Source organism: Phenylobacterium deserti, from assembly GCF_003254705.1.
Lineage (GTDB): Bacteria > Pseudomonadota > Alphaproteobacteria > Caulobacterales > Caulobacteraceae > Phenylobacterium > Phenylobacterium deserti.
Genome location: NZ_QFYR01000001.1, coordinates 538,817 through 562,946, shown reverse-complemented (window position 1 = coordinate 562,946; position 24,130 = coordinate 538,817). Strand labels below are relative to the sequence as shown.

The 24,130-nt window shown below is 67.7% G+C and carries 20 protein-coding genes; 9 read left to right on the top strand and 11 right to left on the bottom strand.

The features are described from left to right. Positions 1-81: 81 nt before the first annotated feature. From DJ018_RS02765 to DJ018_RS02750, 4 genes are all read right to left on the bottom strand, one after another. Complete coding sequence (locus tag DJ018_RS02765) at positions 82-1,974, bottom strand: acetyl/propionyl/methylcrotonyl-CoA carboxylase subunit alpha (protein WP_111513361.1); 1,893 nt, start codon at positions 1,972-1,974, stop codon at positions 82-84. Beyond that, on the bottom strand, positions 1,971-2,840 hold the full coding sequence (locus DJ018_RS02760; protein ID WP_111513360.1) for a DUF3667 domain-containing protein: 870 nt from the start codon (positions 2,838-2,840) through the stop codon (positions 1,971-1,973). The genes DJ018_RS02765 and DJ018_RS02760 overlap by 4 nt, the downstream gene beginning before the upstream one ends. Positions 2,841-2,844: 4 nt before the next feature. Next, entirely contained in the window at positions 2,845-4,452 is a 1,608-nt protein-coding gene (locus DJ018_RS02755; RefSeq protein ID WP_111513359.1) for a carboxyl transferase domain-containing protein, read from the bottom strand. A gap of 129 nt (positions 4,453-4,581) precedes the next feature. Next, on the bottom strand, positions 4,582-4,803 hold the full coding sequence (locus tag DJ018_RS02750; protein ID WP_111513358.1) for a hypothetical protein: 222 nt from the start codon (positions 4,801-4,803) through the stop codon (positions 4,582-4,584). Positions 4,804-4,953: 150 nt separating this feature from the next. Between DJ018_RS02750 and DJ018_RS02745 the strand changes: the two genes are divergently transcribed. The 4 genes from DJ018_RS02745 (at position 4,954) to DJ018_RS02730 (ending at position 9,300) form a co-directional block, all read left to right on the top strand. Next, positions 4,954-6,387, top strand: coding sequence for an MFS transporter (locus DJ018_RS02745; RefSeq protein ID WP_111513357.1), 1,434 nt, complete (start codon positions 4,954-4,956; stop codon positions 6,385-6,387). Positions 6,388-6,396: 9 nt separating this feature from the next. Continuing rightward, entirely contained in the window at positions 6,397-7,215 is an 819-nt protein-coding gene (gene xth, locus DJ018_RS02740; protein ID WP_111513356.1) for an exodeoxyribonuclease III, read from the top strand. Between the two features lie 15 nt (positions 7,216-7,230). After that, entirely contained in the window at positions 7,231-8,502 is a 1,272-nt protein-coding gene (locus DJ018_RS02735; protein WP_165842778.1) for a TetR/AcrR family transcriptional regulator, read from the top strand. A 303-nt stretch (positions 8,503-8,805) separates the two neighbouring features. Continuing rightward, positions 8,806-9,300: a response regulator gene (locus DJ018_RS02730; protein WP_111513354.1), complete on the top strand. Its 495-nt coding sequence runs from the start codon at positions 8,806-8,808 to the stop codon at positions 9,298-9,300. Here DJ018_RS02730 and DJ018_RS02725 read toward each other — a convergent pair whose 3' ends face one another. Continuing rightward, the gene (locus tag DJ018_RS02725) at positions 9,301-10,785 is read right to left on the bottom strand and encodes a UxaA family hydrolase (protein ID WP_111513352.1); all 1,485 of its coding nucleotides are present in this window, start codon (positions 10,783-10,785) and stop codon (positions 9,301-9,303) included. It abuts the gene before it with no gap. A 128-nt stretch (positions 10,786-10,913) separates the two neighbouring features. Between DJ018_RS02725 and DJ018_RS02720 the strand changes: the two genes are divergently transcribed. Continuing rightward, a complete protein-coding gene (locus DJ018_RS02720; protein WP_111513350.1) occupies positions 10,914-11,966 on the top strand; it encodes a LacI family DNA-binding transcriptional regulator in 1,053 nt (350 codons plus the stop codon). Here the strand turns inward: DJ018_RS02720 and DJ018_RS02715 are convergent. After that, a complete protein-coding gene (locus DJ018_RS02715) occupies positions 11,956-13,245 on the bottom strand; it encodes an MFS transporter (protein ID WP_111513348.1) in 1,290 nt (429 codons plus the stop codon). The genes DJ018_RS02720 and DJ018_RS02715 overlap by 11 nt on opposite strands. Beyond that, positions 13,217-14,092, bottom strand: coding sequence for a 2-keto-4-pentenoate hydratase (locus tag DJ018_RS02710; RefSeq protein WP_111513346.1), 876 nt, complete (start codon positions 14,090-14,092; stop codon positions 13,217-13,219). Before DJ018_RS02710 ends, DJ018_RS02715 begins: the two co-directional genes overlap by 29 nt. 215 nt (positions 14,093-14,307) lie before the next feature. Between DJ018_RS02710 and kduI the strand changes: the two genes are divergently transcribed. Together kduI and kduD are read left to right on the top strand one after the other, a co-directional pair. After that, positions 14,308-15,156: a 5-dehydro-4-deoxy-D-glucuronate isomerase gene (gene kduI, locus DJ018_RS02705; RefSeq protein ID WP_111513344.1), complete on the top strand. Its 849-nt coding sequence runs from the start codon at positions 14,308-14,310 to the stop codon at positions 15,154-15,156. 7 nt (positions 15,157-15,163) lie between these two features. Then, entirely contained in the window at positions 15,164-15,922 is a 759-nt protein-coding gene (gene kduD, locus DJ018_RS02700; RefSeq protein ID WP_111513342.1) for a 2-dehydro-3-deoxy-D-gluconate 5-dehydrogenase KduD, read from the top strand. Between the two features lie 111 nt (positions 15,923-16,033). Here kduD and DJ018_RS02695 read toward each other — a convergent pair whose 3' ends face one another. Further along, on the bottom strand, positions 16,034-17,608 hold the full coding sequence (locus DJ018_RS02695; protein WP_111513340.1) for a carboxylesterase/lipase family protein: 1,575 nt from the start codon (positions 17,606-17,608) through the stop codon (positions 16,034-16,036). A 91-nt stretch (positions 17,609-17,699) separates the two neighbouring features. Between DJ018_RS02695 and DJ018_RS02690 the strand changes: the two genes are divergently transcribed. Continuing rightward, positions 17,700-19,298, top strand: a complete 1,599-nt coding sequence (locus tag DJ018_RS02690) for a pectate lyase (protein WP_420849489.1) — start codon at positions 17,700-17,702, stop codon at positions 19,296-19,298. Here DJ018_RS02690 and DJ018_RS02685 read toward each other — a convergent pair whose 3' ends face one another. Continuing rightward, entirely contained in the window at positions 19,299-20,270 is a 972-nt protein-coding gene (locus tag DJ018_RS02685; RefSeq protein WP_111513338.1) for an alpha/beta hydrolase, read from the bottom strand. Positions 20,271-20,329: 59 nt separating this feature from the next. Here DJ018_RS02685 and DJ018_RS02680 point away from each other — a divergent pair, with 59 nt between their 5' ends. Further along, the gene (locus DJ018_RS02680; RefSeq protein ID WP_111513337.1) at positions 20,330-21,307 is read left to right on the top strand and encodes a DUF885 family protein; all 978 of its coding nucleotides are present in this window, start codon (positions 20,330-20,332) and stop codon (positions 21,305-21,307) included. Here DJ018_RS02680 and DJ018_RS02675 read toward each other — a convergent pair. Beyond that, a complete protein-coding gene (locus DJ018_RS02675; RefSeq protein WP_111513335.1) occupies positions 21,304-22,665 on the bottom strand; it encodes a glycoside hydrolase family 28 protein in 1,362 nt (453 codons plus the stop codon). The two genes, DJ018_RS02680 and DJ018_RS02675, sit on opposite strands and share 4 nt — an antisense overlap. A 1-nt stretch (position 22,666) precedes the next feature. Next, the gene (locus DJ018_RS02670; RefSeq protein WP_111513333.1) at positions 22,667-24,097 is read right to left on the bottom strand and encodes a glycoside hydrolase family 28 protein; all 1,431 of its coding nucleotides are present in this window, start codon (positions 24,095-24,097) and stop codon (positions 22,667-22,669) included. Positions 24,098-24,130: the final 33 nt, after the last annotated feature.

The window sequence follows — 24,130 nt, the reverse complement described above, 5'->3', positions numbered from 1 at the left end:
AGCCCGCCGCAGCTCAGATTGGGTCGGGCGACGGCTTCGGCGGTGGTTAACCGAACAAGCTCGCGCCCAGCCTCTGGAGCCTCAATCCGCAGCCAGGCGGACAAGCACAGCGCCTTCGCTGACCTGGGCGCCGACGCTCACCGAAACCTCTTCCACCAGGCCGTCGAACGGCGCGGACATGGCGTGCTCCATCTTCATGGCTTCGAGCACAAGGAGAGGTTGGCCCTTCGTCACCCGGGCGCCGGCCTCGACCGACAGGGCCGTGACCTTGCCGGGCATGGGCGAGCGGATCTGCCCGTCACCCCCCGCTTCGCCTGCCCTTGAGACGTCCGGCGCCAAAGTGAAGCGGAAGGCTTCCCCATGCTCGAAGACCACGATGTCGTTTTCGTCCGTCAGCAGCACAGAGCGGGAACCCGCGGTCTCCGAAGGCTCGGCCATAACCGCCTTGCCGTCCAGGAACAGGCGCACGGCCTGCTGCGGCGGCGCGTTCAGCCGGAAGCCCGCCAGCTCGCGCCAGGGCGACGGCGCCTGCTCCGACAGACTGTCGTCCCCAGCGATCATGGCGGCGGCCGCCGCGCCGGCGAGAACCGCAGGGGATGGCTCGGACGTGGTGACAAGCTCTTCGAGCCGACGCTCGATGAAGCCGGTGTCCACGTCACCGGCGATGAAGTCCGGCTCTTCCAGGCAGCGGGTCAGGAAACCGGCGTTGGTCCTGACCGGGAACACCTCCACCGCGTCGCAAGCCGAGGCCAGGGCGGCGAGCGCCAGCTCGCGGTTGGGCGCGTGGGCGATCAGCTTGGCGATCATCGGATCGTAGAAGGGGGTGACCTCCCCGCCTTCCTCGACGCCGGAGTCGACGCGGACGTTCTCGGGCAGACGGAAGTGTTCCAGCACGCCCGTGGAGGGCAGGAAGCCGCTGGCCGGGTTTTCGGCGTAGAGCCGCGCTTCCACGGCGTGACCGGAAAGGGTGATCTCGTCCTGCCGCAGCGGCAGGTGTTCGCCGGCCGCGACACGCAGCTGCCATTCCACCAGATCTTGACCGGTGACCATCTCGGTCACCGGATGCTCCACCTGCAGCCGGGTGTTCATCTCCATGAACCAGATGCGATCGGGGCGCAGGCCTTCGCTGGCGTCGGCGATGAACTCCACGGTGCCCGCGCCTTGGTAGCCGACCGCCTTGGCCGCCCTCACGGCGGCGGCGGTGACCGCCTCCCGGGTGGCCGCGTCCATGCCAGGGGCAGGCGCTTCTTCGATCACCTTCTGATGGCGGCGCTGGAGCGAGCAGTCGCGCTCGAACAGATGGACAGCGTTGCCGTGCGTGTCGGCGAAGACCTGCACTTCGATGTGCCGTGGACGGGTGACGTAGGTCTCCAGCAGCACCCGGTCGTCGCCGAACGCCGCCTTGGCTTCACGTTGCGCCGCGCCAAGGCCGGCCAGGAAGTCGTCCGCCCGATCGACGCGCCGCATGCCCTTGCCGCCGCCGCCGGCCACCGCCTTGATGAGCACCGGAAAGCCGATGCGCTCGGCCTCTGCAGCCAGGCGCTCCGGGCTCTGGTCGTCACCCAGATAGCCTGGCGTGACGGGCACGCCGGCCTTGTCCATCAGCGCCTTGGCGGCGTCCTTCAGGCCCATGGCGCGAATGGCCGCCGGCGGAGGGCCGACCCAGGTCAGGCCGGCGGCGATCACCGCCTCCGCGAACGCAGCGTTCTCGGACAGGAAACCGTAGCCGGGGTGAATGGCGTCGGCGCCGGCCTCGCGGGCGGCGGCGATGATCTTCTCCGGCACGAGATAGCTTTCGCGTGCGGCGGCCGGGCCGATGTGCACGGCGCGGTCGGCGTCACGGACGTGTGCGGCGTCGGCGTCCGCATCGGAGTAGACGGCGACGGTGGTCAGCCCCATTCGGCGCGCCGTGGCGAACACCCGTCGGGCGATCTCTCCGCGATTGGCGACAAGAAGCGTGGAGAAGCGGCTCATGCGGTCAAACCAAGAAGCACAACGCCGACCACGAACAGCGACAGCGAGAGGAAGGTGAAGGACGCAAGCACGACGCTGCGGGCGATGGCGCCGGGCCAACTGCAGCCGTAGGCGCCGCGAAGATGGACGACCATGTGCACGCCGAGTGCTACGGCCGCCCAGTCGCCGACCGAGTCGGATGCGGCTTTGGGGAGCAGCATGAGAGCGGACGCGACGAGAGCCGCAAACCCCAGGCCATAGAGCGCCACCACGCCATGCTTATAGGCCGTGGACTTGCGCGAGGGGCGCCAGGTGGTCGCCGCCAACAGCAGCATGGCCACCGGCGCCAGCACGAAAGCCAGCTTGTAGGCGAGGGTTTCGGCCTTGTAGCCGTAGTACTTCCCGTCCGCCTGCTTCTGGTTCCAAAGCTCGATCAGCCCGCGCAGCCGCGCGTCGGTGGTGTCCGCCGGATCAAGCTTGAAGTGCGGCAGCTGGATCAGGTGGTGGCCGGTGAAGTTCGGGATCAGGAACACCAGGAACACCGCAAACAGGAACACGTGCAGCGGCGAGACATAGGTCATCCGCTTGCCCTGCAGCCACTCGCGGCTAAGCCGGCCCGGGTTGAAGGCCAGCAGCGGCAGGGTCCGCCAAAGCCGCCCGTCGAAGTGGGCGATCCCTTCCACCAGCTCGTGCGCCAGGTGGGACAGCTTGTCGTGCAGATGCGCCTTCTGTCCGCACTGATGGCAGAAGTGGCCGACCAGGGCGGTCTGGCAGTTCGCGCAAATGCGGTGCGCCTCCGCATCGGCCAGCGGGGTTTCGAGCTGGGAGCTTTCAGTGGACGCGGGAGGCTGGGCGTCCTGCGTTGCGGCGACGTCGACGGCGCTCATCGGCTTACATCCGGAAGACGCCGAAGCGCGTCTCGGGGATCGGCGCGTTCAGCGATGTGGAGATCGAGAGCCCCAGAACATCACGAGTCTGGGCTGGATCGATCACGCCGTCATCCCACAACCGGGCGGTGGCGAAATAGGGATCGCCCTCTTCCTCATAGCGCTGGCGGATCGGCGCCTTGAAAGCGTCCTCGTCCTCCCGCGGCCAGGTCTCTCCCTTGGCTTCCAGCGCGTCGCGGCGGACGGTGGCCAAGACGCTGGCGGCCTGCTCGCCGCCCATGACCGAGATGCGGCTGTTGGGCCAAGTCCAAAGGAAGCGCGGCGAGTACGCGCGGCCGCACATGCCGTAGTTGCCGGCTCCGAACGAGCCGCCGATCAGAACCGTGAACTTGGGAACTTCGGCCGACGCGACGGCGGTGACCAGTTTGGCGCCGTCTTTGGCGATGCCGCCGGCCTCATACTTACCGCCCACCATGAAGCCCGAGATGTTCTGAAGGAACACCAGCGGGATCTTCCGCTTGCAGGCCAGCTCGATGAAGTGCGCGCCTTTCAGCGCGCTCTCGGAGAACAGCACGCCGTTGTTGGCCAGAATGGCGATCGGATAGCCCCAGATCCGGGCGAAGCCGCACACCAGGGTCGTCCCATACAGCGGCTTAAACTCGTCGAAGGCCGAGCCGTCGACGATCCGGGCGATCACCTCGCGCACATCGTAGGGCGCACGCACGTCCGCGGGCACCAGGCCGTAGAGCTCTTCCGGGTCGTAGGCCGGGGGGCGTGACTCGGCGACGTCGAGTTCGACCCGCTTGGTGATGTTCAGGTTGGCGACGATGTTCCGCACGATGGCGAGAGCGTGCTCGTCATTTTCCGCCACATAATCGACCACGCCGGAGCGACGGCCGTGGGTGTCGGCGCCGCCGAGCTCCTCGGCGCTGATCACCTCGCCGGTGGCGGCCTTCACCAGAGGCGGTCCGCCCAGGAAGATGGTGCCCTGGCCGCGCACGATCACCGTCTCGTCGCTCATCGCCGGCACATAGGCCCCGCCGGCGGTGCACGAGCCCATGACGCAGGCGATCTGAGGGATATTCTCCGCGCTCATCCGCGCCTGGTTGAAGAAGATCCGGCCGAAGTGGTCGCGGTCCGGGAACACCTCCGCCTGGTGCGGAAGGTTCGCCCCTCCGCTGTCCACCAGGTAGACGCATGGCAAGCGGTTCTGGGAGGCGATCTCCTGCGCACGCAGGTGCTTCTTCACCGTCATGGGGAAGTAGGCGCCGCCTTTCACGGTCGCGTCGTTGGCCACCACCATGACTTCGCGGCCGGAGACACGCCCCACGCCGGCGATCACGCCGGCGGCTGGCGCTTCGCCGCCGTAAAGGCCGAAGGCGGCCAGTTGCCCGACCTCCAGGAACGGAGAGCCAGGATCGAGCAGGCGCATGACCCTTTCGCGGGGCAGCAGCTTGCCGCGGCCGGTATGACGCTTCCGGGACTCTTCTGGACCCCCGAGCGCAGCGGCCGCGGACCGCTCACGCAGTTGCTCGACCAGCGCGCGGTTCACCTTGGCGTTGGCCGCAAAGCCCGGTGAGCCCGGGTCGACGGCGGTCTGGAGCTTCCTCATCCGGGCTAGTCTCGACGATTATGCTGGCAAGGCTACGGCCTTGTTGTCGAGCACAAGGTGAAGTTCGGCAATCCGCTTCCACGAAACGCCGTTCGGATGGAATCTTGTGTCGTCGCCCGGCGACAGCCGTCAGTGTGCGTAGAGCTCGACCGGCGGCTTGTCGGCTGGAACGGGGGCTTCCGCTCCACCTGCGCCGCCTCGTGGTCGACGTGAGGTCACGAAGTGACCGAAGTCCGGTGGAAGGTCGCGGCCCGGGATGGGGCGCTTGCTGAAGGAACGAAGACGCTCGAGCAGGGCTTCGAGAGTCTCGTTCGACCCGGTCAGATCGGGCTTGAAAGATCGCTCGGCCATGGGGCGCTCTTATACGCCTCTCTTTCGCGTAACGCCACTCCCCGAACCGCACTTTGTTAAGTGGTTGTTCACCAATGGCGTCGTCTGACCGGCGCGGGCCTTGGCGGACCGCGGGATACAACCAGCGCTCCGCGTGTTTCGGAGCGCGCGATGCCCAGCCCTTCCGCTTCACGACCTGCCGTCGCAGCAGCGGCGACGCACGACGGCTTGCCCACGCCTCGCCGCTACTGGTCGGTGCTGACGATCTGGCTGGCCATGAGCATGTCGGTGCTCGATGGGGCGATCGCAAATGTGGCGCTGCCGACAATCGCTCAGGAGCTCAACGCCAGCCCTGCCTCGTCCATCTGGATCGTCAACGCCTACCAGCTGGCGATCACGGTGTGCCTGCTGCCGATGGCGGCGCTAGGCGACAAGCTCGGGTACCGGCGCGTCTACATGGCGGGCTTGGCGGTGTTCACAGCCGGGTCTCTGGGCTGCGCCCTAACGGACAGCTTGGCTCAGCTTACCGCGGCGCGGGTGCTCCAGGGGCTGGGCGCCGCCGGTATCATGAGCATCAACGCCGCCCTGGTGCGCTTCACCTATCCGGCCCGCTTGCTTGGCCGGGGCATCGGGCTGAATGCAGTTGTGATTTCGATCTCGGCTGCCGTGGGGCCCACCGTCGCCTCGGCCATTCTCGCAAACGGCTCCTGGCCCTGGCTGTTTGCGATCAATGTGCCGCTCGGTCTCCTGGCCATCAGCATCGCCAGCCGCGCCCTGCCGCGCACCGTGGGGTCGGGCAAACCTTTCGACTGGATTTCCGCTCTCCTGAATGCGGCGACCTTCGGCTTCCTGATCCTGGGCGCTGAGGCCGCCGCACGCGAAGGCCTAGTCGACGGCCTGTGGAAGCTGGCCATTGGGGCTGTGGCGGCGGTGTTCCTGGTGCGACGTGAGCTGGGCCGCCCGGCTCCGCTTGTGCCCTTCGACCTGCTGCGGATCCCGATCTTCGGGCTGTCGATCGCCACCTCGATCGTGTCATTCGCCGCCCAGATGCTCGCCTATGTGGCGCTGCCCTTCTACTTCCAGACGGTCATGGACCGCAGCGCCGTGGAGACGGGCTTGCTGATGACTCCCTGGCCGTTGGCCGTCGGCGTTGCGGCGCCCATCGCCGGCCGGCTGGCTGACCGCTACCCGGCGGGGTTGCTGGGCGGCGTCGGCCTGGCGGTGTTCGCCACGGGCTTGGCCCTGCTGTCCATGATCCACCCGGGCGCCTCCACCTTCGACATCGTTTGGCGCATGGCGATCTGCGGGTTGGGCTTCGGCTTTTTCCAGTCGCCCAACAACCGGGCCATGGTCTCCTCGGCGCCCATGAACCGCAGCGGCGCGGCCGGCGGCATGCTGGCGACGGCGCGCCTGCTGGGCCAGACCGCCGGGGCGGTGACCACCGCGGTCTTCTTCCACTTCGCCGGCACGCACGCGACCATCGTGGCCCTGGCGACCGCATCCGGGGTGGCGGCTCTGGCCGCCCTGGTCAGCTTTTCGCGGCTGAAGCTTGCGCCACGTCCCAAGCCGGAGGGCGACGTGGGCCAGGTGGCGGGCGGCCCCTGAGAGCGTGCCGTGAAAATCGCCACCTTCAACATCAACAACATCAACAAGCGGCTGGGCAACCTGTTGGAGTGGCTTGCGGCCTCGCAGCCTGACGTGGTTTGCCTCCAGGAGCTGAAGAGCGCGGACGGGCAGTTCCCCGCCAAAGCGCTGGAGGCGGCTGGCTATGGCGCCGTCTGGCGAGGCGAGCGCACCTACAACGGCGTAGCGATCCTGGCGCGCGGCGCCGAGCCGGTGCTGATCCGCCGGGCCTTGCCCGGCGATCCGAATGATCAGCAGTCTCGGTACATCGAGGCGGCGGTGAACGGGGTCGTCGTCGGGTGCCTTTACCTGCCCAACGGCAATCCGCAGCCCGGTCCGAAGTTCGCTTACAAGCTCGCCTGGTTCGAGCGCCTCATCAGCCATGCGGCAGGCCTTCTGGCGCTGGATGTTCCGGTAGTGCTGGCCGGCGACTACAACGTCGTGCCGACGGATCAGGACATCTACGCCAGCCGGTCCTGGTCGAAAAATGCGCTGCTTCAGCCGCAGGCGCGCCAAGCTTATCGCCGGCTGCTCGACCAGGGCTGGACCGACGCCCTGCGGACGCTGCATCCGGACGCGCCGATCTATACCTTCTGGGACTACATGCGCGAGCGCTGGCCGCGGGACGCGGGCCTGCGTCTGGATCATCTGCTGGTGTCGCCGACCCTGAAAGGGCGGCTGGTGAAGGCGGGTGTCGATCGCGACGTCCGCGGCGCGGAAAACGCCAGCGACCATGCGCCGGCCTGGATCGAACTGACGGAACCTGGGGCAGGACGTCGCTCGGTCAGTGGCCGACGGGCGCCTTCCTGAGTTATGACTCACCAGATGTCCGGAAGCGCCGACGCCAAAGTCTCCGCCGTGGCGCGTCGCGCGCCGACACGTCGCTACGAGGCCCGCCGGCACGCCATCATCGCCTCAGCCGTGGAAGAGCTGAACCGCAAGGGCATGCGCGCGATGACGCTGGGGGACGTGGCGGCTCGTCTCAGCCTCGTTCCGACAGGGGTGATCTACTACTTCCGCAACAAGGAAGAGCTGGCGGCCGCCTGCTTCCACCTGGCTATCGAGCGCTACAATCAGCTGATCGACAGCGCCATGTCTGAGGCGGACGACAGCAGCCGCATGGAGGCGTTCGTCCGAGGCTATTTCGATTTCCGCCGTCGCGCGCAGCTTGGCGAAGCGGAGGAGATCGCCAAGTTCAACGACGTCCGCGGGCTGAACTCGCGACCCGTGCTCGACGCGTTCGTGGACATGTTCCGCAACGCCCGCGACCTTGTCCGCGGTCCGGTGGACGCACCGTTGTCCCGGATCGACCGAAACACCCGCACGCACCTGCTGATGTCGGAGGTTTTCGGAACCACGGTGTGGATCGAGCAGAGCGTCCCCGATGACTACGATCGGCTGGCGGACCGGATGCTGGACATCCTCCGGCACGGGCTGGTCGCGCCGGGCGCAAGCTGGCCGCAGTTCGATCTGCCGCAGCTGGATCAGGCGGGCGGGCGGCCGGCCGATGCGTCAGCCGAGCTCTTCTTGAGGGCGGCCACCGAACTGATCAACGAGGAGGGCTATCACGGCGCGTCGGTGGAGAGGATTTCGGCGCGGCTCAACGTCAGCAAGGGCGCCTTCTATCACCACAACGAAACTAAGGACGAACTGGTCGTCGCCTGTTTCGAGCGGACGTGCGAGATCATGTGGCGTGCGATCCGCGCTGCGGAGTCCGAGGGTGGCTCCGGCCTGAAGGTGCTGGCTCAGATTTCCGCCGCGCTGGTCCACTTCCAGATGGCGGGCAACCTGCCGTTGCTGCGCATCACAGCGCTCACGACGGTGCCGCTGACGATGCAGCAGCCGTTGCTGGCGAAGTTCGACCGCATCGCCCATCGCATCGCCTCGGTCATCTGCGACGGGATCGCGGATGGCTCGATCCGGCCGGTGGACGTCAACGTCGCAGCCCAGATGATCACGGGCATGATCAACGCGGGCGCTGAGCTGCGCGACTGGGCGCCGGGGCTGCCGGCAGAGGGCGCCGAGCCCCACTACGTGCGGCCCCTGTTCGAGGGAATGCTGTCGCCCGTGGCGGGCGACCTCGCCGCCACAAACTAGTCAGACAACCTGTGCGAGTGGCTGCGGACGAGGTGGCGTCGAAGCTCCAGCACTCGGCGATTTCTCGCCCGCAGCGAGAGTTTTCGAGGATCTGTTCACCAGCAAAGTGATCGGCACACGCTATGGGTGCTGGCGGCGCAAGCTCGACTTTGGCCATGATCGCGAACTTCGTGGGAATTCGCCCGCGTTGCGCGCGCCTCGCAGGATGGCTATGGGGTGCGTCCGCCGCCCGGGACGGGTCGGCAGCCTCCAGCAGACATGCTGTGCGGGCTACACAGGGCACAGAGGTAGCTGCTCAGGGGCATGGATCTAAGAGCTCTCCGCCTCCTTATCGTCGACGACAACCGCCACGCGGCCGATATCGTGAAGTCGGTGCTCGCGAGTGTGGGCGCGCAGCGCATGGTCGACGCCAACACGCCGGACAAGGCGTTCAAGTCGCTGCGGGAGCTGCCCTTCGACATCGTCATCGTCGACCAGAACCTGGGCCAGGGCGACGACGGCACCCAGCTGGTGCGTCGCATCCGGAATGATCCGTCCAGCCCCAACCCCTACATCCCGATCCTGATGCTGACCGGCTACACCGAGCAGCGTCGGGTCAAGGCGGCGAGAGACGCAGGCGTCAGCGAGTTCCTGTCCAAGCCCTTCACCGTGGCGGGCCTGCTGCTGCGCATGGAAGCGCTGATCCACCACCCGCGGCCGTTCGTGCGCAGTCACGACTATTTCGGCCCCGACCGGCGGCGCAGGTCCGATCCGGATTATCGCGGACCGGATCGGCGCAAGAGCCCGCCCACCGAGTAGCTACAGCGTCACGCCCCGCTTCCACAGGGCGATCTCGCGCTCGCCATTCTCTTCGGCCCGGGTCGCCTTGCCCGAGGCCGTGGCCACCACCAGCTCCATCAGCCGGTCCGCCGCGTCGTCGAAGCTTTCGCCGCTGGCGATCCGCCCCGCGTCGAAGTCGATCCAATTCGGCTTGCGCTGAGCCAGCCCGGAGTTGGTGGCGATCTTCAGAGTGGGCGCCGGGAAGCCGAGCGGGGTGCCCCGACCGGTGGTGAACAGGATCACGGTGGCGCCGGCGGCCGTCAGGGCGGTGGAGGACACCGCATCATTACCCGGCGCTTCGAGCAGCACGACGCCGTGCTCATGAGCCTGACCTCCATACCGCAGGACCTCGGTGACCTGGCCGCGTCCCGCCTTCTGCACCGCGCCCAGGGACTTCTCCTCGAGCGTCGTGATGCCGCCGGCGATGTTGCCCGGCGAGGGGTTCTCGCTGACTGGCTCGCCGTGGCTGATGAAGTAGTCCTTGAAGTCGTTCACGAGCGAGGCGATCTGGCGGAACACCGCCTCATCCTTGGCCCGGCTCATCAGCAGGCGCTCCGCCCCAAAGATCTCGGGGATCTCGGTCAGCACCGCGGTGCCGCCGCCCGCCGTCACCTTGTCGGCGATGCGGCCGACAAGCGGATTGGCGGTGAGGCCGGAGAAGCCGTCCGATCCGCCGCACTTCAGGCCGACAACCAGGTCCGAGACCGGGCAGGGCTCGCGCCGGTCCTGCTCGGCGATGGCCACCAACTCGGCCACCGCTTTGAGACCTTCTTCCATCTCGTCTTCGGCCATCTGGGCGGTGAAGGCGCGCAAACGGGCCGGGTCGAGGCTAGGGGCGGCTTCCAGAACCTTGTCGAGCTGGTTGTTCTCGCAGCCGAGGCCGATGATCAGCGCGCCGCCCGCATTGGGGTGGGAGGCCAGCGCCGCGATCATGTCGCGCGTCGCGGCCAGGTCGCCGCCCAGCTGCGAGCATCCGAACGGATGGGTAAGGGCATGGACTCCGTCCACCCGGCCCTCGAACCGCTTTGCGGCCTCGGCCGCGATGCGCTGGGCCGTGCGGCCGACGCAGCCGACTGTGCACAGTATCCAGATCTCGTTGCGCGTCCCGACCTTGCCGTTGCTGCGGCGGTAGCCTTGGAACGTCGTCTGGCGGGGAGCGGCGAGGGCGTCCGGGGGCGTGGGCGCCCAGACGTACTCCTCAAGGCCCTCAAGGGCGGTGGCGACATTGTGGGTGTGCACGTGTTCGCCGGGAGCGATGTCGGCGCGGGCGCGGCCGATGGGCCAGCCGTACTTCAGCACCGGCTCGCCTGCCGCGATCGGCTGCAAGGCGACCTTGTGGCCGGCGGCGATCTGCGCGCTGGCGGTGACGCCGTCGCAGAGGGTCTCGCCAGGCTCGACCAAGCGCACCGCCACGGCGACGTTGTCGCGTGGATCGACGTGTAGAAGGCTGGGGTTCAGGGCCATGTGCTATGGTAACCGGTGTCAAGCGGCGCTGGAAGTTGCACCTGCGGCAGAGCCTGATCTAGTCGCGACAGAAGCTGCAAGGCTATGTATGCAACTATCCTATCTTGAGCTTACGCCCGGAAAATCAAGTGAAGCCGAGCAAGACCCAGGCGCAACTCTCTGACGAGGCGCGCAAGCGCCCGACCATCAACGACATCGCGCGCCTGGCTGGTGTCTCGAAGAAGACAGTCTCGCGGGTGATCAATGCGTCGCCCTATGTGCGCGAGGACACGCGCGAGCGCATCGAGGCGGTGATCGCCGAGATGGGCTATGCGCCCGACCCGCAGGCCCGCGGGCTGGCCTTTCGCCGTTCGTTCCTGATCGGCGTGGTGCACGACAATCCCAACCCGCAGTACGTCGTGACCATGCAGCAGGGGCTGCTGGACGGCATGCGCGGCTCCGGCTTCGAACTCGTCGTCCATCCGTGCGATCGGCAGAACCCCAGCTTCCTGGAGGACCTGCGCGGGTTCGTGGAGCGCCAGAAGCTGTTCGGCGTCGTGCTGACGCCGTCCGTGTCGGAAGACGAGCGGGCGGCCCAGTTGCTGCGGGAGATCGGCTGCGAATATGTGCGCGTGGCCTCCGTGTCGCTGGATGACGCCAATCACATGATCGAGACCCGCGACCGCGTCGGCGGGCGGGAAGCCGGTCGGCACATCGCCGAGCTCGGCCACACACAGGTCGCCTTCATCTCCGGCCCGCCCATGTTCCGCTCCAGTCACGAGCGGCGCGGCGGCTTCGAAGAGGGCCTGGCCGAAAAGGGCCTGGCGCTCGAGGCGCAGTTCGCGATGGAAGGCGCCTACACCTTCGAGTCCGGGATCGCGGCGGCCCGCGACCTGCTTAGCCGCCCGAACCGGCCGACGGCGATCTTCGCCGCCAACGACGAAATGGCGGCAGGCGTCCTGCACGCCGCCCGCGATCTGGGGCTGAGGGTTCCGGAAGACGTCACCGTGGTGGGCTATGACGACTTCGACCTCGCCACGCGCCTTTGGCCGGCGCTGACCACGGTGCGGACGCCGACGCGTGAGATCGGGCGGCTCGCCGTCGAGCGGCTGATGGGCCGGGACGACGAGCGCCGCAACCCGAAGGACCGCCTGCCCACGCTGGTGGTCAGGAAGTCCTCCGGGCCTCCGCCTAAAGCTTGACGGGTTCCATCTTCGGCGTGAGCAGGTGGACCACCAGCAGCGCCACGAGATAGGCCGAGCCCGCCACGATGAAGATCGGGGTGTAGGTGCCGATCTGCTCGAGCACGTAGCCGGCGTACTTGCTCATCGCCATGCCGCCGATCGCGCCCAGCATTCCGCCGATGCCGATCACCGAGCCCACGGCCGAGCGCGGGAAGACATCGCCCGGCAGAGTGTAAAGGTTGGCGGAGAAGCCCTGGTGGGCGGCCGTCGCCACGCCGATAATCAGAACCGCCAGCCACAGGTTGTTGGCGTAGGCGGCGAAGGCCACCGGCACCGCCAGCAGGGCGCAGATCAGCATGGTGGTTTTGCGGGCGCGATTGATGCTCCAGCCCATGTGCATGAACTTGGACGACAGCCAGCCGCCGGCCACGCTGCCGACGTCCGACAGCAGGTAGATGGCGATCAGGGGTGGGCCGAAAGTCTTGAGGTCCAGCCCGTGGCGCTTGCCAAGGAAATCCGGCAGCCAGAACAGGAACATCCACCAGATCGGGTCGATCAGGAACTTGCCGAGCGCGAACGCCCAGGTCTCGCGCTTGCGGATAACCACGGTCCACGCGACCTTTTCCACCACGTCCGGCGGATCGCTCTGAATGTGGGCGAGTTCGGCTGCGCCGACGCGCTTGTGTTCCTGCGGACGGCGATAGACCAGCAGCCAGATCGGCAGCCAGACCAAGCCGGCGATGCCGGTAACGATGAAGGCCATCTGCCAGCCCCAGGCCAGAACCACGGCGGGCACGACCAGGGGCGTCACGATGGCGCCGATGTTAGTGCCGGCGTTGAACAGGCCGGTGGCGAAGGCGCGCTCCTTCTTGGGGAACCACTCGGCGACCGCCTTGATGCCGGCGGGGAAGGCGCCGCCTTCACCGATGCCGAGCGCCACGCGGGCGATCATGAAGCCGCCGAGCGAGCGGGCGCCAGCATGGGCGATGTGGGCGACCTGCCAGATCAGGAACGCGATGCCGAAGCCCCAGCGAGCCCCGATCCGGTCAACGACGCGGCCGAAGATCAGGTAGGAGACGGCGTAGGCTGCCTGAAACCAGAAGACCAGGTTGGCGTAGTCGTTCTCGCTCCAGCCGAAGTCACGGCTGAGGTCGCTCTTGAGAAGGCCGATCGTTTGCCGATCGACGTAGTTCACCACCATGGCGGCGAACAGAAGCGTGACGATGACCCACCGGTAGCGACCGATTACGCCGGTGGTACCGCTACCATCAGGACTGACGTGGGTGGCTGAACTCATCCTTATTTCCTCCCAAGCCCTCTTCGGGTTGGGCGATCTGCGCAATGCAGCGGATTTCGCCCAGGCCTTCGAAGGTGATGCGGGCCGTTTGTCCGGCCTCAATATCATGAATACCGGTAGCTGCACCGGTGGATACGAGCTGACCACGCTTAAGCGGCCGGCCTCGAGCGGCGCAGACGCCCAGCAGGAACACCAGTGCGGCCGCCGGGCTGCCCGGAATGGACGACGGCGCGCCGCGGCCGACGGAGATGCCGTCGATGAACGTTTCGCAGGGCGGCCAGTCGTCGTTGCGCTCGCGCCAGTTCGGGATCGACGCGCCAAGCACCAAGCCGGCGTTGTTGCCGAAATCCGAGGCCACGACCTTGGGGCCGAGCACGTTGATGGTGGCGAGCGGACTGCCGGCCAGTTCGACGCCGACCAGCTCGTCTTCGACAAGCATCAGGGCCTCTTCCACGGTCCAGTCCGTCTTGCCGGCCGGCGCATCCTCGCCGATGCGGAACACGTATTCAGCCTCTACCGCCGCGAACCCACCCGGGATGACCGGAAGGATGACGGGGCCATCGCCAGCCCGCCAGACGCGGCCCGGAAAGATTGGGCCGGCGACCCGCTCGGCGCCGAGCTCGGCTTGCAGGTCATCGGGAATCCGGCCGACTTTCCAGCCGGCGATCTCCTCGCCCCAGAGCCCGATCGCCACGTCCTGGCAGGCGTAGCCGGCGGCAAGGTCGGCTGGGATCTGGCCGCCCGGAAAGGCGTCGAGCGCCACGGCGGTGCGCCGCGCTTGCACGAAGGCGCGGGCGACGGAAGTCGGGTCAGGGGAGGGCGAGCTCGCCGCCGCTTGGAAGGTCACGCCTGGGTCGTTCCTCTATTCGTACCGAATAACTCTGGGTTATTCGGCTCTGTATTGGAAACCGGTGTCAGCGGCAAACCTGAGCGGAGCGGGTGATGACACGATCATGCGCCCCGACCTAAGCGGCCGAAACCGATTGCGCCATGATATGACACCGGTTACCTCGTTCCGCCAAGCCAACAATTCGACTACCGCGGACGCAGGGAGGAACGACCATGTTCAAGAAGACCTACCACGCGACCCACCCCGACATGATGAAGGGCGTGGACAACGACACGCTGCGCGATCGCTACCTGGTCTCCGATCTGTTCGCGGCGGGCGAGATCGTCCTCAACTACACCCACTACGAGCGCTTCGTGATCGGCGGCGCGATGCCGGTCGGTGGGCCTGTGCGCCTCCCCGACCAGACTGAGCCGGCCTCGGCGGCCGGCCATCCGTTCCTGGAACGTCGCGAACTGGGCGTCGTCAACGTTTCCGAGGGCGGCGGCAAGGTCACGGTGGACGGGCAGGTGTTCACCCTGGCCCCCAAGGACGGCCTCTACGTTCCGATGGAATCAAAGGAGGTCGTGTTCGAGTCCGACGACGCCGCGAACCCGGCCAAGTTCTATCTGGTCTCCACCCCGGCCCATGCCCGTTTCGAGGCCAAGCACATCTCGATCGCCGACGCCGTTCCGCTGGAGCGCGGCAGCCTGGAGACGTCCAACGAGCGGACCATCTACCAGTACATCGTGCCGGCGACCTGCCGCTCGGCGCAGCTGCTGCTCGGCCTGACGATCCTGAAGACCGGCAGCGTGTGGAACACCATGCCGCCGCACCTCCATGACCGCCGCTCGGAAGTCTACTTCTACTTCGGCCTGAAGCCGGACGAGCGCGTGTTCCACTTCATGGGCGAGCCGGACTCCGCCCGGCACATCGTCATGGCGAACGATGAGGCGGTGATGAGCCCGCCCTGGTCGATCCACATGGGCTCGGGCACGTCCAACTACGCCTTCATCTGGGCGATGGGCGGCGAGAACCTCGACTACACGGACATGAACGTCCTCGACATCTGTCAGCTGAAGTAGGACCGCCATGGCCAATCCCTTCAGCCTCGAGGGCAAGGTCGCCCTGGTCACCGGCGCCAACACGGGCCTTGGACAAGCGATCGCCGTGGGCCTCGCCGAAGTCGGCGCCGACATCGTGGCGGCGGGCCGCAGCGCTCCGGACGAGACGGCCGAACTGGTCGCCAGGACCGGCCGGAAGCTGCACGCCGTCAAGGCCGACTTCAGCTCCACCGGGCCGATCGCCGGGGTGGTGGAAGAAGCGTTCGCCAAGGCAGGTCAGGTCGACATCCTGATCAACAACGCCGGCATCATCCGCCGCGCCGACACCCTCGACTTCACGGAAGAGGACTGGGACGCGGTGATGGACACGAACCTGAAGTCCGTCTTTTTCCTGACCCAGGCCGTGGCTCGAAAGTGGGTGGCGGCCAGCCGCGGCGGCAAGGTGGTCAACATCGTTTCGATGCTGTCCTTCCAGGGCGGCATCCGAGTGCCGTCCTACACGGCCTCGAAGAGCGGCCTTGCGGGCCTGACGAAGCTCATGGCGTGCGAGTGGGCGTCCAAGGGCATCAACGTCAACGCCATCGCACCCGGCTATTTCGCCACCAACAACACCGCCGCCCTGCAGGCCGACGAGGAGCGCAATGCCGCAATCCTGGCCCGCATCCCTGCGGGTCGCTGGGGGGAGCCTTCGGACCTGGCAGGAGCCGCCGTGTTCCTGTCCAGCCGCGCGGCGGACTACATGCACGGGTCCATCGTCAACGTGGACGGCGGCTGGCTGGCGCGCTGAGGCTAAGTCCTCTCCTCTCCCCACGCGGTGGGGAGAGGCCGGGTGAGGGGCCGCTCGGCGGATCGCCCCTCACCTAACCTCTCCCCACCGCGTGGGGAGAGGGATTTCGGCCTAGGTGCCCGCCTGAACGAAGGGGACCTTCTCGAACAGCCGGCGCTCGGCGCCGCGCGGATCGTCGACCAGCTTCGACGGGACGTCGAACACCATGGTCGCGCGGCGGGGCAGGGTGAAGGCGTCCCAGCGCGGGATGGCCGCGCAGTTCGGATCACCCGTACGCGCAAAGGCGATGAAGGCCTCGCTCATCTGGTCGGCCATCGGCTGCGCCGTCGGGCCTTCCGCCGTGGCGCCGGGCTTGGCGATGTTGTCGAACACCAGCTGGATGTCGGACGCGTGGGGCGCGCCGAACCTGCCGCCGTCGCGGGGCGTGGCCCAGTCGAGCTGGTAGGCCCAGGTGGGGTGGCCGGCCTTGGCGCGCTCTTCCAGCTCGATGATCGCGCCGCGCCAGGATCGTGCGGCCGTTGTCGCGGCGAACAGCACGTCGCTCGGCGAATAGGCCGGGTAGAGCCGGCGGTATTCGGCGATCACGGTGGCGGGGTCGATGTCGACCCGCATGTTGGCCTGGCTGAGCTTGCCCGGCAGGTCGTCCCACGTCAGGGCGAAGTTCTTCGGATCGCCGCCCAGGAAGGCGCGGGTCTCGTCGCGCGTATTGCCGATGATCATCGGGATGCGCGCCGACTGGGCGGGCGCGTCGGGATAGAACGGGTGTCGCTTCAGACTGCGCTCGTCGAGCACCGGGCCGAAGTAGAGGCCGCCGAAGCCCAGAACCGGATCCTCGGCGGACAGAGCCTCCACCAGCCGCTCGGCCGGCAGGATCGCAAGCTCGCGCGCCTGCTCCGGCTTCAGCTTGAGGGCTTCGAGCCAGGCGAGGGTGCGACGCGTGGCGTTGCCGGGCCCGGACGCGGTGACCTGCTGGCCGCTCATGGTGGCGGCGCGGTGGAACAGGCCCGCGGCCGAGGGCATGGCCATTATGGTGGCGATCTTGGCGCCGCCGCCGGACTGGCCGAACACCATAACGTTGGAGGGATCGCCGCCGAACTCGGCGATGTTGTCGCGCACCCACTGGAGGGCCAGCACGAGGTCGAGCTGTCCGACGTTGCCGCTATCGGTAAGCTGCGGGACGAGGCGCGGCAGGTAGGCGTAGCCGAAGGCGTTCAGCCGGTGGTTCACCGTCACCACCACCACGTCGCCGCGCCGGGCGAGCCGTACGCCGTCGTAAAGCGGCGAGGAGCCGGAGCCGTTCGCATAGGCGCCGCCGTGAATGTAGAACATTACCGGTCGCTTGGCGCCGTCCCGGAGGGCGGGCGTCCAGACGTTGAGGAACAGACAGTCCTCGCTTGTCGGGCCGGCGTTGCGGTCGGGTTGGGGTGAGGCGGGGCCGTAGTCCGTGGCGTCGATAACGCCACGCCAGGGCTTTGGCGGCTGAGCCGGCATGAACCGGCGGCCGGTCGTGTCGGCGCCGTAGCGCACGCCCTTGAAGACCTTCACCCCGCCGTCGAGATAGCCACGAACCTGGCCGTGGCGCGTGCGGGCGACGGGGCTTTCGGCGGCGCCGCTTTGCGCGGCTGCGGCCGGCGCCGCAAAGCTCGCCGCGAGCACCCCGGCGGCGGTTCTGCGAGTGATCTCCAAGGCCGCTCCTCACCTCGATTTCTTCTTGCCGTCACCCTATGACACCGGTGGCATACGCGCTATCAAAAGGGAAAAGAACCAGGAGGAACGGATGGCTCTGAAGGCTGGAGCGGCGTTGATCGGCGCCCTTGCGCTGATGTTCAGTGGGAATGCGTCGGCGCAGGCGCCCAGCCGTGCGGAGGTCGCCCAGACCATGAAGCGGGCCACCGAGTTCATGGTGGAGACCGTCGCCTACAAGGGCGGGTACGTCTGGTCCTACCTGCCGGACTTCTCGCGCCGTTGGGGCGAACTCGAAGCCAAGCCGACAATGATCTGGGTGCAGCCGCCAGGCACGGCCACCATGGGGCATACGTTCCTGGACGCCTATCACGCCACGGGGGACGAGTATTACTACCGCGCCGCCGAGCAGGCCGCCGACGCCCTGATCTGGGGGCAGGACCCGAGCGGGGGCTGGAACTACCTGATCGATTTCGGCGGCGAGGCTTCGCTGAAGGACTGGTACGCCACCTATGGCCACAACGCCTGGCGTATGGAGGAATTCCAGCACTACTGGGGCAACGCCACCTTCGACGACGCCGGTACGTCCGAAGCCATGCAGCTGCTGCTGCGGCTCTACGTCGAGAAGCGTGATCCGAAGTACCGCCCGGCGCTGGAGAAGGCGCTGAACTTCGTGCTGGAGAGCCAGTACCCGATCGGCGGCTGGCCGCAGCGCTATCCCGTCAAGCCGGCGTTCACGGGCGACTACACCGGTCACATCACCTTCAACGACGACGTGGCCGGCGAGAACATCAAGTTCCTGATCATGGCCTACCAGGCGCTGGGCGAGACCCGGGTGCTGGACGCGATCAACCGGGCGATGACGAGCTTCATCGTCACCCAGCAGGGCCAGCCGCAGCCGGGCTGGGCGCTTCAATACACGACGGACCTGAAGCCGGCGGCGGCGCGCACTTACGAGCCGTGGGCGCTGGCCACGCACACCACCGCGGGCAACATCGCTCAGCTGATGAGCTTCTACGAGCTGACGGGCGACACCAAGTTCCTGGCCCGGGTTCCGGAAGCGCTGGACTGGCTGGAGAAGGTCCGCCTGGCCAAGCCGACGGCGGACGGGCGCACGCACCCGACCTTTATCGAGATCGGCACGGACCGGCCGCTGTATGTCCATCGCCGCGGGTCGAACGTGGAAAACGGCGCGTACTACGTGGACTACAATCCGGAGAAGACGCTCGGCCACTACGGGGCCTTCCGGAAGATCGACGTGGCCGGCATGCGCCGCCGTTACGAGCGGCTGAAGGCGAGCGACCCGGCCAAGGTAGCGGCGGACTCGCCGCTGATCGCGCGGAACGCCGTGCCGCTACCGCGCTTCTTCGCGACGCGCGACTTGGAAACCTCGGACCTGAACGTCCACGCGCAGAAGGACGCCGGAAACGCGCCGCCGGCCGACAAGGTCGCGGCGATGGTGCAGTCGCTGAACGCCCAGGGCTATTGGCCGACGCCGCTGGTCTCCACCAGCAATCCGTACACGGGGGCGAAGCCGCTTGCGAAGCCGGACGGCGACTATGCGACCGCCCATGTGGGCGATCGCACCGACACCTCGCCCTACCCCACGAAGACGCCGGTGATCGGCATCTCCACGGGAACCTACATTCAGAACATGACCTCCCTGATCGACTACCTCGATCAGGGTCGCTGATCAGGCGAGCAGGCCGTGGCGGCCAGCCCAGGCGAGGAACAGGTCCGGCCAGGCGGCGGCCGGCTTGCCCTGGATCAGCCGCAGCCCGAAGCCGTGGCCGCCTTCCTCGAAGATGTGCGCCTCGGTGGGGATTTTCGCGGCCTTGAGCGCGGTGAGCATGGCCAGGGTGTTCTCCACCGGCACAGTGGCGTCGTCGACCGCATGGACCAAAAAGGTCGGCGGCGTGGCGGCGCTGACCTGCTTCTGGGGCGAGCGGAGAAGGGCCGCTTCCGGCGCCGGGGCCTTGCCCAGGAGATTGTCCCGCGAGCCGCCGTGGGCCATCGGGCCCGTCAGGTCGACGACTGGGTAGATGAGGGCCGCGAGCGAGGGGCGGGCGTCCTGTCGGTCCGCGGCGTCCACCGGCGCATAGACCTGCGCGCCATGACGGGTCGCCAGCGAGCCCGCCACATGACCGCCGGCGGAGAAGCCCATGACGCCCACCCGGGCGGGATCGAGCCCGAACTGCGCGGCGCGCTCGCGGATCAGCCGAATGGCGCGCTGGGCGTCCTGCAACGGCGCGTCGGCGGCGTTGTCCCAGCCCTCCGCAGGAAGGCGATAGCGCAGCACGAAGCAGGTGATCCCCGCCGCGTTCAGCCGGCGGGCGGTTTCGAAGCCTTCCTTGTCGAGCACGATGCGGGCGTAGCCGCCGCCGGGGCAGATCAGCATGGCCGCGCCGTTCGGCTTCTGAGCACGGAAAACCACCAGCGCCGGCTCGAAGATCTGGTCCCAGTAGCGGTCCTGGAAGCCGGAGGTCGCCTGCCGGTCGGTGACCCGGGCGCCCTTGCGCTCGCCGCGCGCGCCCGGTGGACGGCTAGGCCAGAGCGTGATGGTCTCGGTGGGATCGGGCGGCACGGTCTCGGCTCCAGCAAGGCCCGGCGCGGCGGCGGCCAGGGCGGCCAGCCCCATCAGCACCCGGCGATCCACGTCACTCATCAACGTCCTCCCACTCACTTCTCAAGCGGTAGCACCCGCGTCGCAGGGGCCGCCAGACCATGCTGACCCGCCGCCACCTGATCCTCGCTGCGACAGCCGCGCCGCTCGCCGCCGGGGCCCAGGGCGGCGCCTATGCCGACCAGCTGTCGGACGCATTGGGCGCGCCAGTCGAACCCCGCGTGGCGCACAAGGAAGCCCTGGCGGTGATGGCGCAACTCCACGCCCGCGCCGACCGCCTGCTGCAGGCGCAGGGCCTGCGGCGCGGCTCGGTCGCCGAGCGACTGCGCGCGTTGGCGGCGAGGCCTCAACATCTCTACCCCGACGACAGCGCCGGACGGGATCGCGCCGTGGCGGACATGAACAAGCGGCTGGAGGCGCTGCGCCCGCGTCTTGTGCAGGCGTTTGGCGAGCTGCCCATGCCCGCTGGCGAGGTTCGGCGGATGAGCGCCGCGGACGAGGCGCGGGGCCGCGCCGGCTATCGCGAGCCGCCGGCCTACTATGTGGACCTGAAGGCCATCCGCACCCGGCCGGCTTGGACCCTGCCCAGCGTCGCCTTCCACGAAACGAATCCGGGCCACCTGCTGCAGATGGCGACCCAGCGCGCGGGGCTGGGAGGTCAACGCTACGCCTCGGTTTTCGGCGAGGCCTGGGCGACCTACGCCGAACAGCTGGCGGCGGATCTGGGCGCGTATCGCGCCGATCCGCTCGCGGAGATCGGGTTCCTGCAGTGGATGCTGTTCCGGGTTGGCCGGATCGTGATCGACACCGGGCTGAACGCCCACGGCTGGACCCGCGAGGCGGCCGTCGCGCGGATGCGGGAGATCCAGGGGCAGTCGATCGCCTTCATCACCATGGAGCAGGACGTGGAGCGGATGATCCGGTCGCCCGGCGGCTATGCGGCGCAAGGGCTCGGCGCGCTGGGGCTGATCCGCATGCGGCCGGCGGATCGGAGCCGCTGGCCGGCCTTCCACCGTGCGGTGCTGCAGACAGGCCCGGCGCCGTTCTTTGAAATCGAAGACGCGGTGCGCGCCCTCTAGCGCGGCAGGTCCAACGGCTGGCCTGCGACCGTGACGTTGTCGAGCTTTAGCCGTTCGACGTTCTCGAGAACGAAGGTCTTCTTGGCGCTTTTCAAAGTGACGTTCTTCAGCAGGACGTCGCGCAGCGGCGCCTGAGCCGGAGCGTGGGCGTCAAAGAAGGTCCCGACTTCGCCCACCTCGAAGTTCTCGAAGACGATGTCGCGGTAGGTCGAGGGGAAGTTCCCGCCGAGCTCGCCCGGGTAGTTGAGCTGGAACCAGAACAGCGTCCCGAAGTCCTCGACCTTGAAGTTGCGCACCCGGATGCGCTGCACGGTTCCGCCTCGGTCGAGGTTGGCCTTGAAGCGGATTGCGGACAGACCTTTGCGCAGGACGTTGTCGGTGAAGAAGACGTCGTGGATGCCGCCGCTCATTTCGCTGCCGAGCGCGATGCCGTCCTCGCCGCCCATGTCGTTGCGGCGGACCAGGACGTAGGCGGACGGCTTGCCGATGGTGCGACCGTCGAGGTCGCGTCCGGATTTGATGACCACCGAGTCGTCGCCGGTGCGGAACCAGCTGTCTTCCACCACCACGCGGGTGGAGGACTCCACGTCCACGCCATCGTTGTTGGGGAAGTGACTGTCGACCCGGATCTTCCGGACGATCACCTGGTCGGCATAGACGATGTGGTTGACCCAGAAGGGAGAGTTCTTCGCGGTGAAGCCTTCCAGCTTGATCCGCTGACCGCCGAACACCTGGATCAGGGGTGGGCGCAGGTGCGTGCCCTTGCCGAAGGTCCGCTGCGCCAGCGGCACGCCCTGAAAGCCCATGCGGCGCAGGCGCTGGAAGTCAGGCTCGGCGAGCTTGTGCCAGGCATGGAACTCGCTGGCGGCGTTGCCGTCGATCACGCCTTCGCCGGTGATGGCCACGTCCTCAACGTCGGGAGCGTAGATCAAGGGCGAATAGGTGAGGACCTCGGTGCCTTCCCAGCGGGTCTTCACCGCCGGCAGGTAGTGGTCGGCCACCGGAGAGAAGAGCAGGGTGGCGCCCTTCGCCAGGTGAAGGTCGATACGGCTCTTCAGGACCACGGGCCCTTTGACGAACCAGACGCCGGGTGAGAGCTCTACCCGCCCGCCGCCTGCCTTGGAGGCGGCGTCGATGGCGGCGCGGATGGCGGGCAGGGCGTCAGTCTTGCCATCGGCTTTGCCGCCGAAGGCCGTCGGAGAGAAGGCGCGGTTTGGAAAGCGCGGCTCAGCAATCTCGCGCGCCATTCGTTCGATGTCGGCCCACTCCTGAGGGGTGGATCCGGTCGGTTGGGCCAGAGCCGGCCCGGTCAGCAGGGCGGCGCCCATGGCCGCGGTCAGAAGGGTTCTGCGCAGCATGTCAGACGCTCGCCAGACTGTTCACGGGGCGACCGTTGACCTGCACGTTCTGCAGCTTCAGTCCGGTGACGTGCTTGATGATTGAGGACTCGGCGACGCCGCGGAAGTCGCAGTCGAGGAGGGTGATGTCGCTGACCTCGCCCTTAGGCAGCCCCTGGAGATCCACGGCGCGAGTGCTCTTTCCGCTGCGGACGTTCTCCACGACGACGTCCCGCAGCACGGGCCGGAATCGGCCGTTGGCGCCTTCCTCATAGTTGAAGTCGACCGTCACGACGGCCTTGCGCACCTGGCCGACTTCGATGTTGCGGATGCGCACGTGCTCCAAGGTCCCGCCGCGCAGGGCGTTGTTCTTGAACCGAATGGCGTGATCGAGATCCGGGCTGTCGAGGCGGCAGTTCTCGGCGAAGACATTGCGCACGCCCCCGCTGATCTGGCTGCCGATGGTCAAGCCGCCGTGGCCATCGGCCATGCGGCAGTTGCGGATGACCACGTTTTCGCACGGGGTCGCCAGCCGGCGGCCGTCCTCGTTGCGGCCGCTGTTGAGCGCGATGCAGTCGTCGCCCGTCGAGAAGAAGCAGTCCTCGATGAGCACGTCGCGGCAGGACTCCGGATCGCAGCCGTCGTTGTTCGGGCCATGGCTGTTGATGTCCAGCCGGCGGATGGTGACGTTCTGGCAGAGCACCGGGTGCACCTGCCAGAAGGGCGAGCGGCGCAGTGAGACGCCCTCCAGCAATACGTTCTTGCACCGGTAGGGTTGGATGAACGGCGGCCGCAGGTAGTGGCCTTCGCCGAAGATCCGCTGCTCGACCGGCACGCGCTCCTCGGCCATCTGAAAGAGCTTCGCCCGCGACGGGCGCTGGTTGGGCATGCCCTCGGTCCAGCCGTGCTGGTTCTGCTTCCAGGGCCCTTTCCAGGTCCACCAGTGCTCGCGGCTGCACTGGCCGTCCAGGACGCCTTCCCCGGTGAGCGCGATGTTCTCCTGCTCGAAGGCGTACACGAAGGGCGAGTAGTTCATCAGCTCGATGCCCTCCCACCGGGTGAACACCAGCGGAAGGTAGGCCTTGGGATCGGTCTTGAAGCGAACCGTCGCGCCCTTCTGAAGGTGAAGGTTGACGTTGCTCTTCAGGTGGATCGGACCGGTCAGCCACTCGCCTGGGCGCACCACCACGCGGCCGCCCCCGGCGGCGTTGCAGGCGGCGATCGCCTTGGCGAAGGCCTGGCTGGAGTCGGCGACGGCCTGCGGGTCGCCGCCGAAGTCCTCCAGGAAGAAGTCGCGATCGGGAAAGGTCGGCGGCTTGACGCGGGCGACGATGGCCTCCGCTTCGCGCCAGGCGTCAGCGTTGCGAGTGCGAGGTTGCGCAAGGGCAGGCGCGGCGAGAGCCAGGGCGGCTCCGGCGGTTGCACCAAACAGGACATCTCGGCGGGTCGACATGTCGGAACTCCGGCAAGGGTACGCGAGAAAGGA

Excerpts from the sequence above, each read along its gene's own strand:
- DJ018_RS02675 (WP_111513335.1), bottom strand. The coding sequence starts at position 22,665 with ATGCTGCGCAGAACCCTTCTGACCGCGGCCATGGGCGCCGCCCTGCTG.
- DJ018_RS02765 (WP_111513361.1), bottom strand. The coding sequence starts at position 1,974 with ATGAGCCGCTTCTCCACGCTTCTTGTCGCCAATCGCGGAGAGATCGCC.
- DJ018_RS02745 (WP_111513357.1), top strand. The coding sequence starts at position 4,954 with ATGCCCAGCCCTTCCGCTTCACGACCTGCCGTCGCAGCAGCGGCGACG.
- DJ018_RS02725 (WP_111513352.1), bottom strand. The coding sequence starts at position 10,785 with ATGGCCCTGAACCCCAGCCTTCTACACGTCGATCCACGCGACAACGTC.
- DJ018_RS02685 (WP_111513338.1), bottom strand. The coding sequence starts at position 20,270 with ATGAGTGACGTGGATCGCCGGGTGCTGATGGGGCTGGCCGCCCTGGCC.
- DJ018_RS02690 (WP_420849489.1), top strand. The coding sequence starts at position 17,700 with ATGGCTCTGAAGGCTGGAGCGGCGTTGATCGGCGCCCTTGCGCTGATG.
- DJ018_RS02670 (WP_111513333.1), bottom strand. The coding sequence starts at position 24,097 with ATGTCGACCCGCCGAGATGTCCTGTTTGGTGCAACCGCCGGAGCCGCC.
- DJ018_RS02760 (WP_111513360.1), bottom strand. The coding sequence starts at position 2,840 with ATGAGCGCCGTCGACGTCGCCGCAACGCAGGACGCCCAGCCTCCCGCG.
- DJ018_RS02755 (WP_111513359.1), bottom strand. The coding sequence starts at position 4,452 with ATGAGGAAGCTCCAGACCGCCGTCGACCCGGGCTCACCGGGCTTTGCG.
- DJ018_RS02730 (WP_111513354.1), top strand. The coding sequence starts at position 8,806 with ATGGATCTAAGAGCTCTCCGCCTCCTTATCGTCGACGACAACCGCCAC.
- DJ018_RS02735 (WP_165842778.1), top strand. The coding sequence starts at position 7,231 with ATGTCCGGAAGCGCCGACGCCAAAGTCTCCGCCGTGGCGCGTCGCGCG.
- kduI (WP_111513344.1), top strand. The coding sequence starts at position 14,308 with ATGTTCAAGAAGACCTACCACGCGACCCACCCCGACATGATGAAGGGC.
- DJ018_RS02680 (WP_111513337.1), top strand. The coding sequence starts at position 20,330 with ATGCTGACCCGCCGCCACCTGATCCTCGCTGCGACAGCCGCGCCGCTC.
- DJ018_RS02715 (WP_111513348.1), bottom strand. The coding sequence starts at position 13,245 with ATGAGTTCAGCCACCCACGTCAGTCCTGATGGTAGCGGTACCACCGGC.
- DJ018_RS02750 (WP_111513358.1), bottom strand. The coding sequence starts at position 4,803 with ATGGCCGAGCGATCTTTCAAGCCCGATCTGACCGGGTCGAACGAGACT.
- kduD (WP_111513342.1), top strand. The coding sequence starts at position 15,164 with ATGGCCAATCCCTTCAGCCTCGAGGGCAAGGTCGCCCTGGTCACCGGC.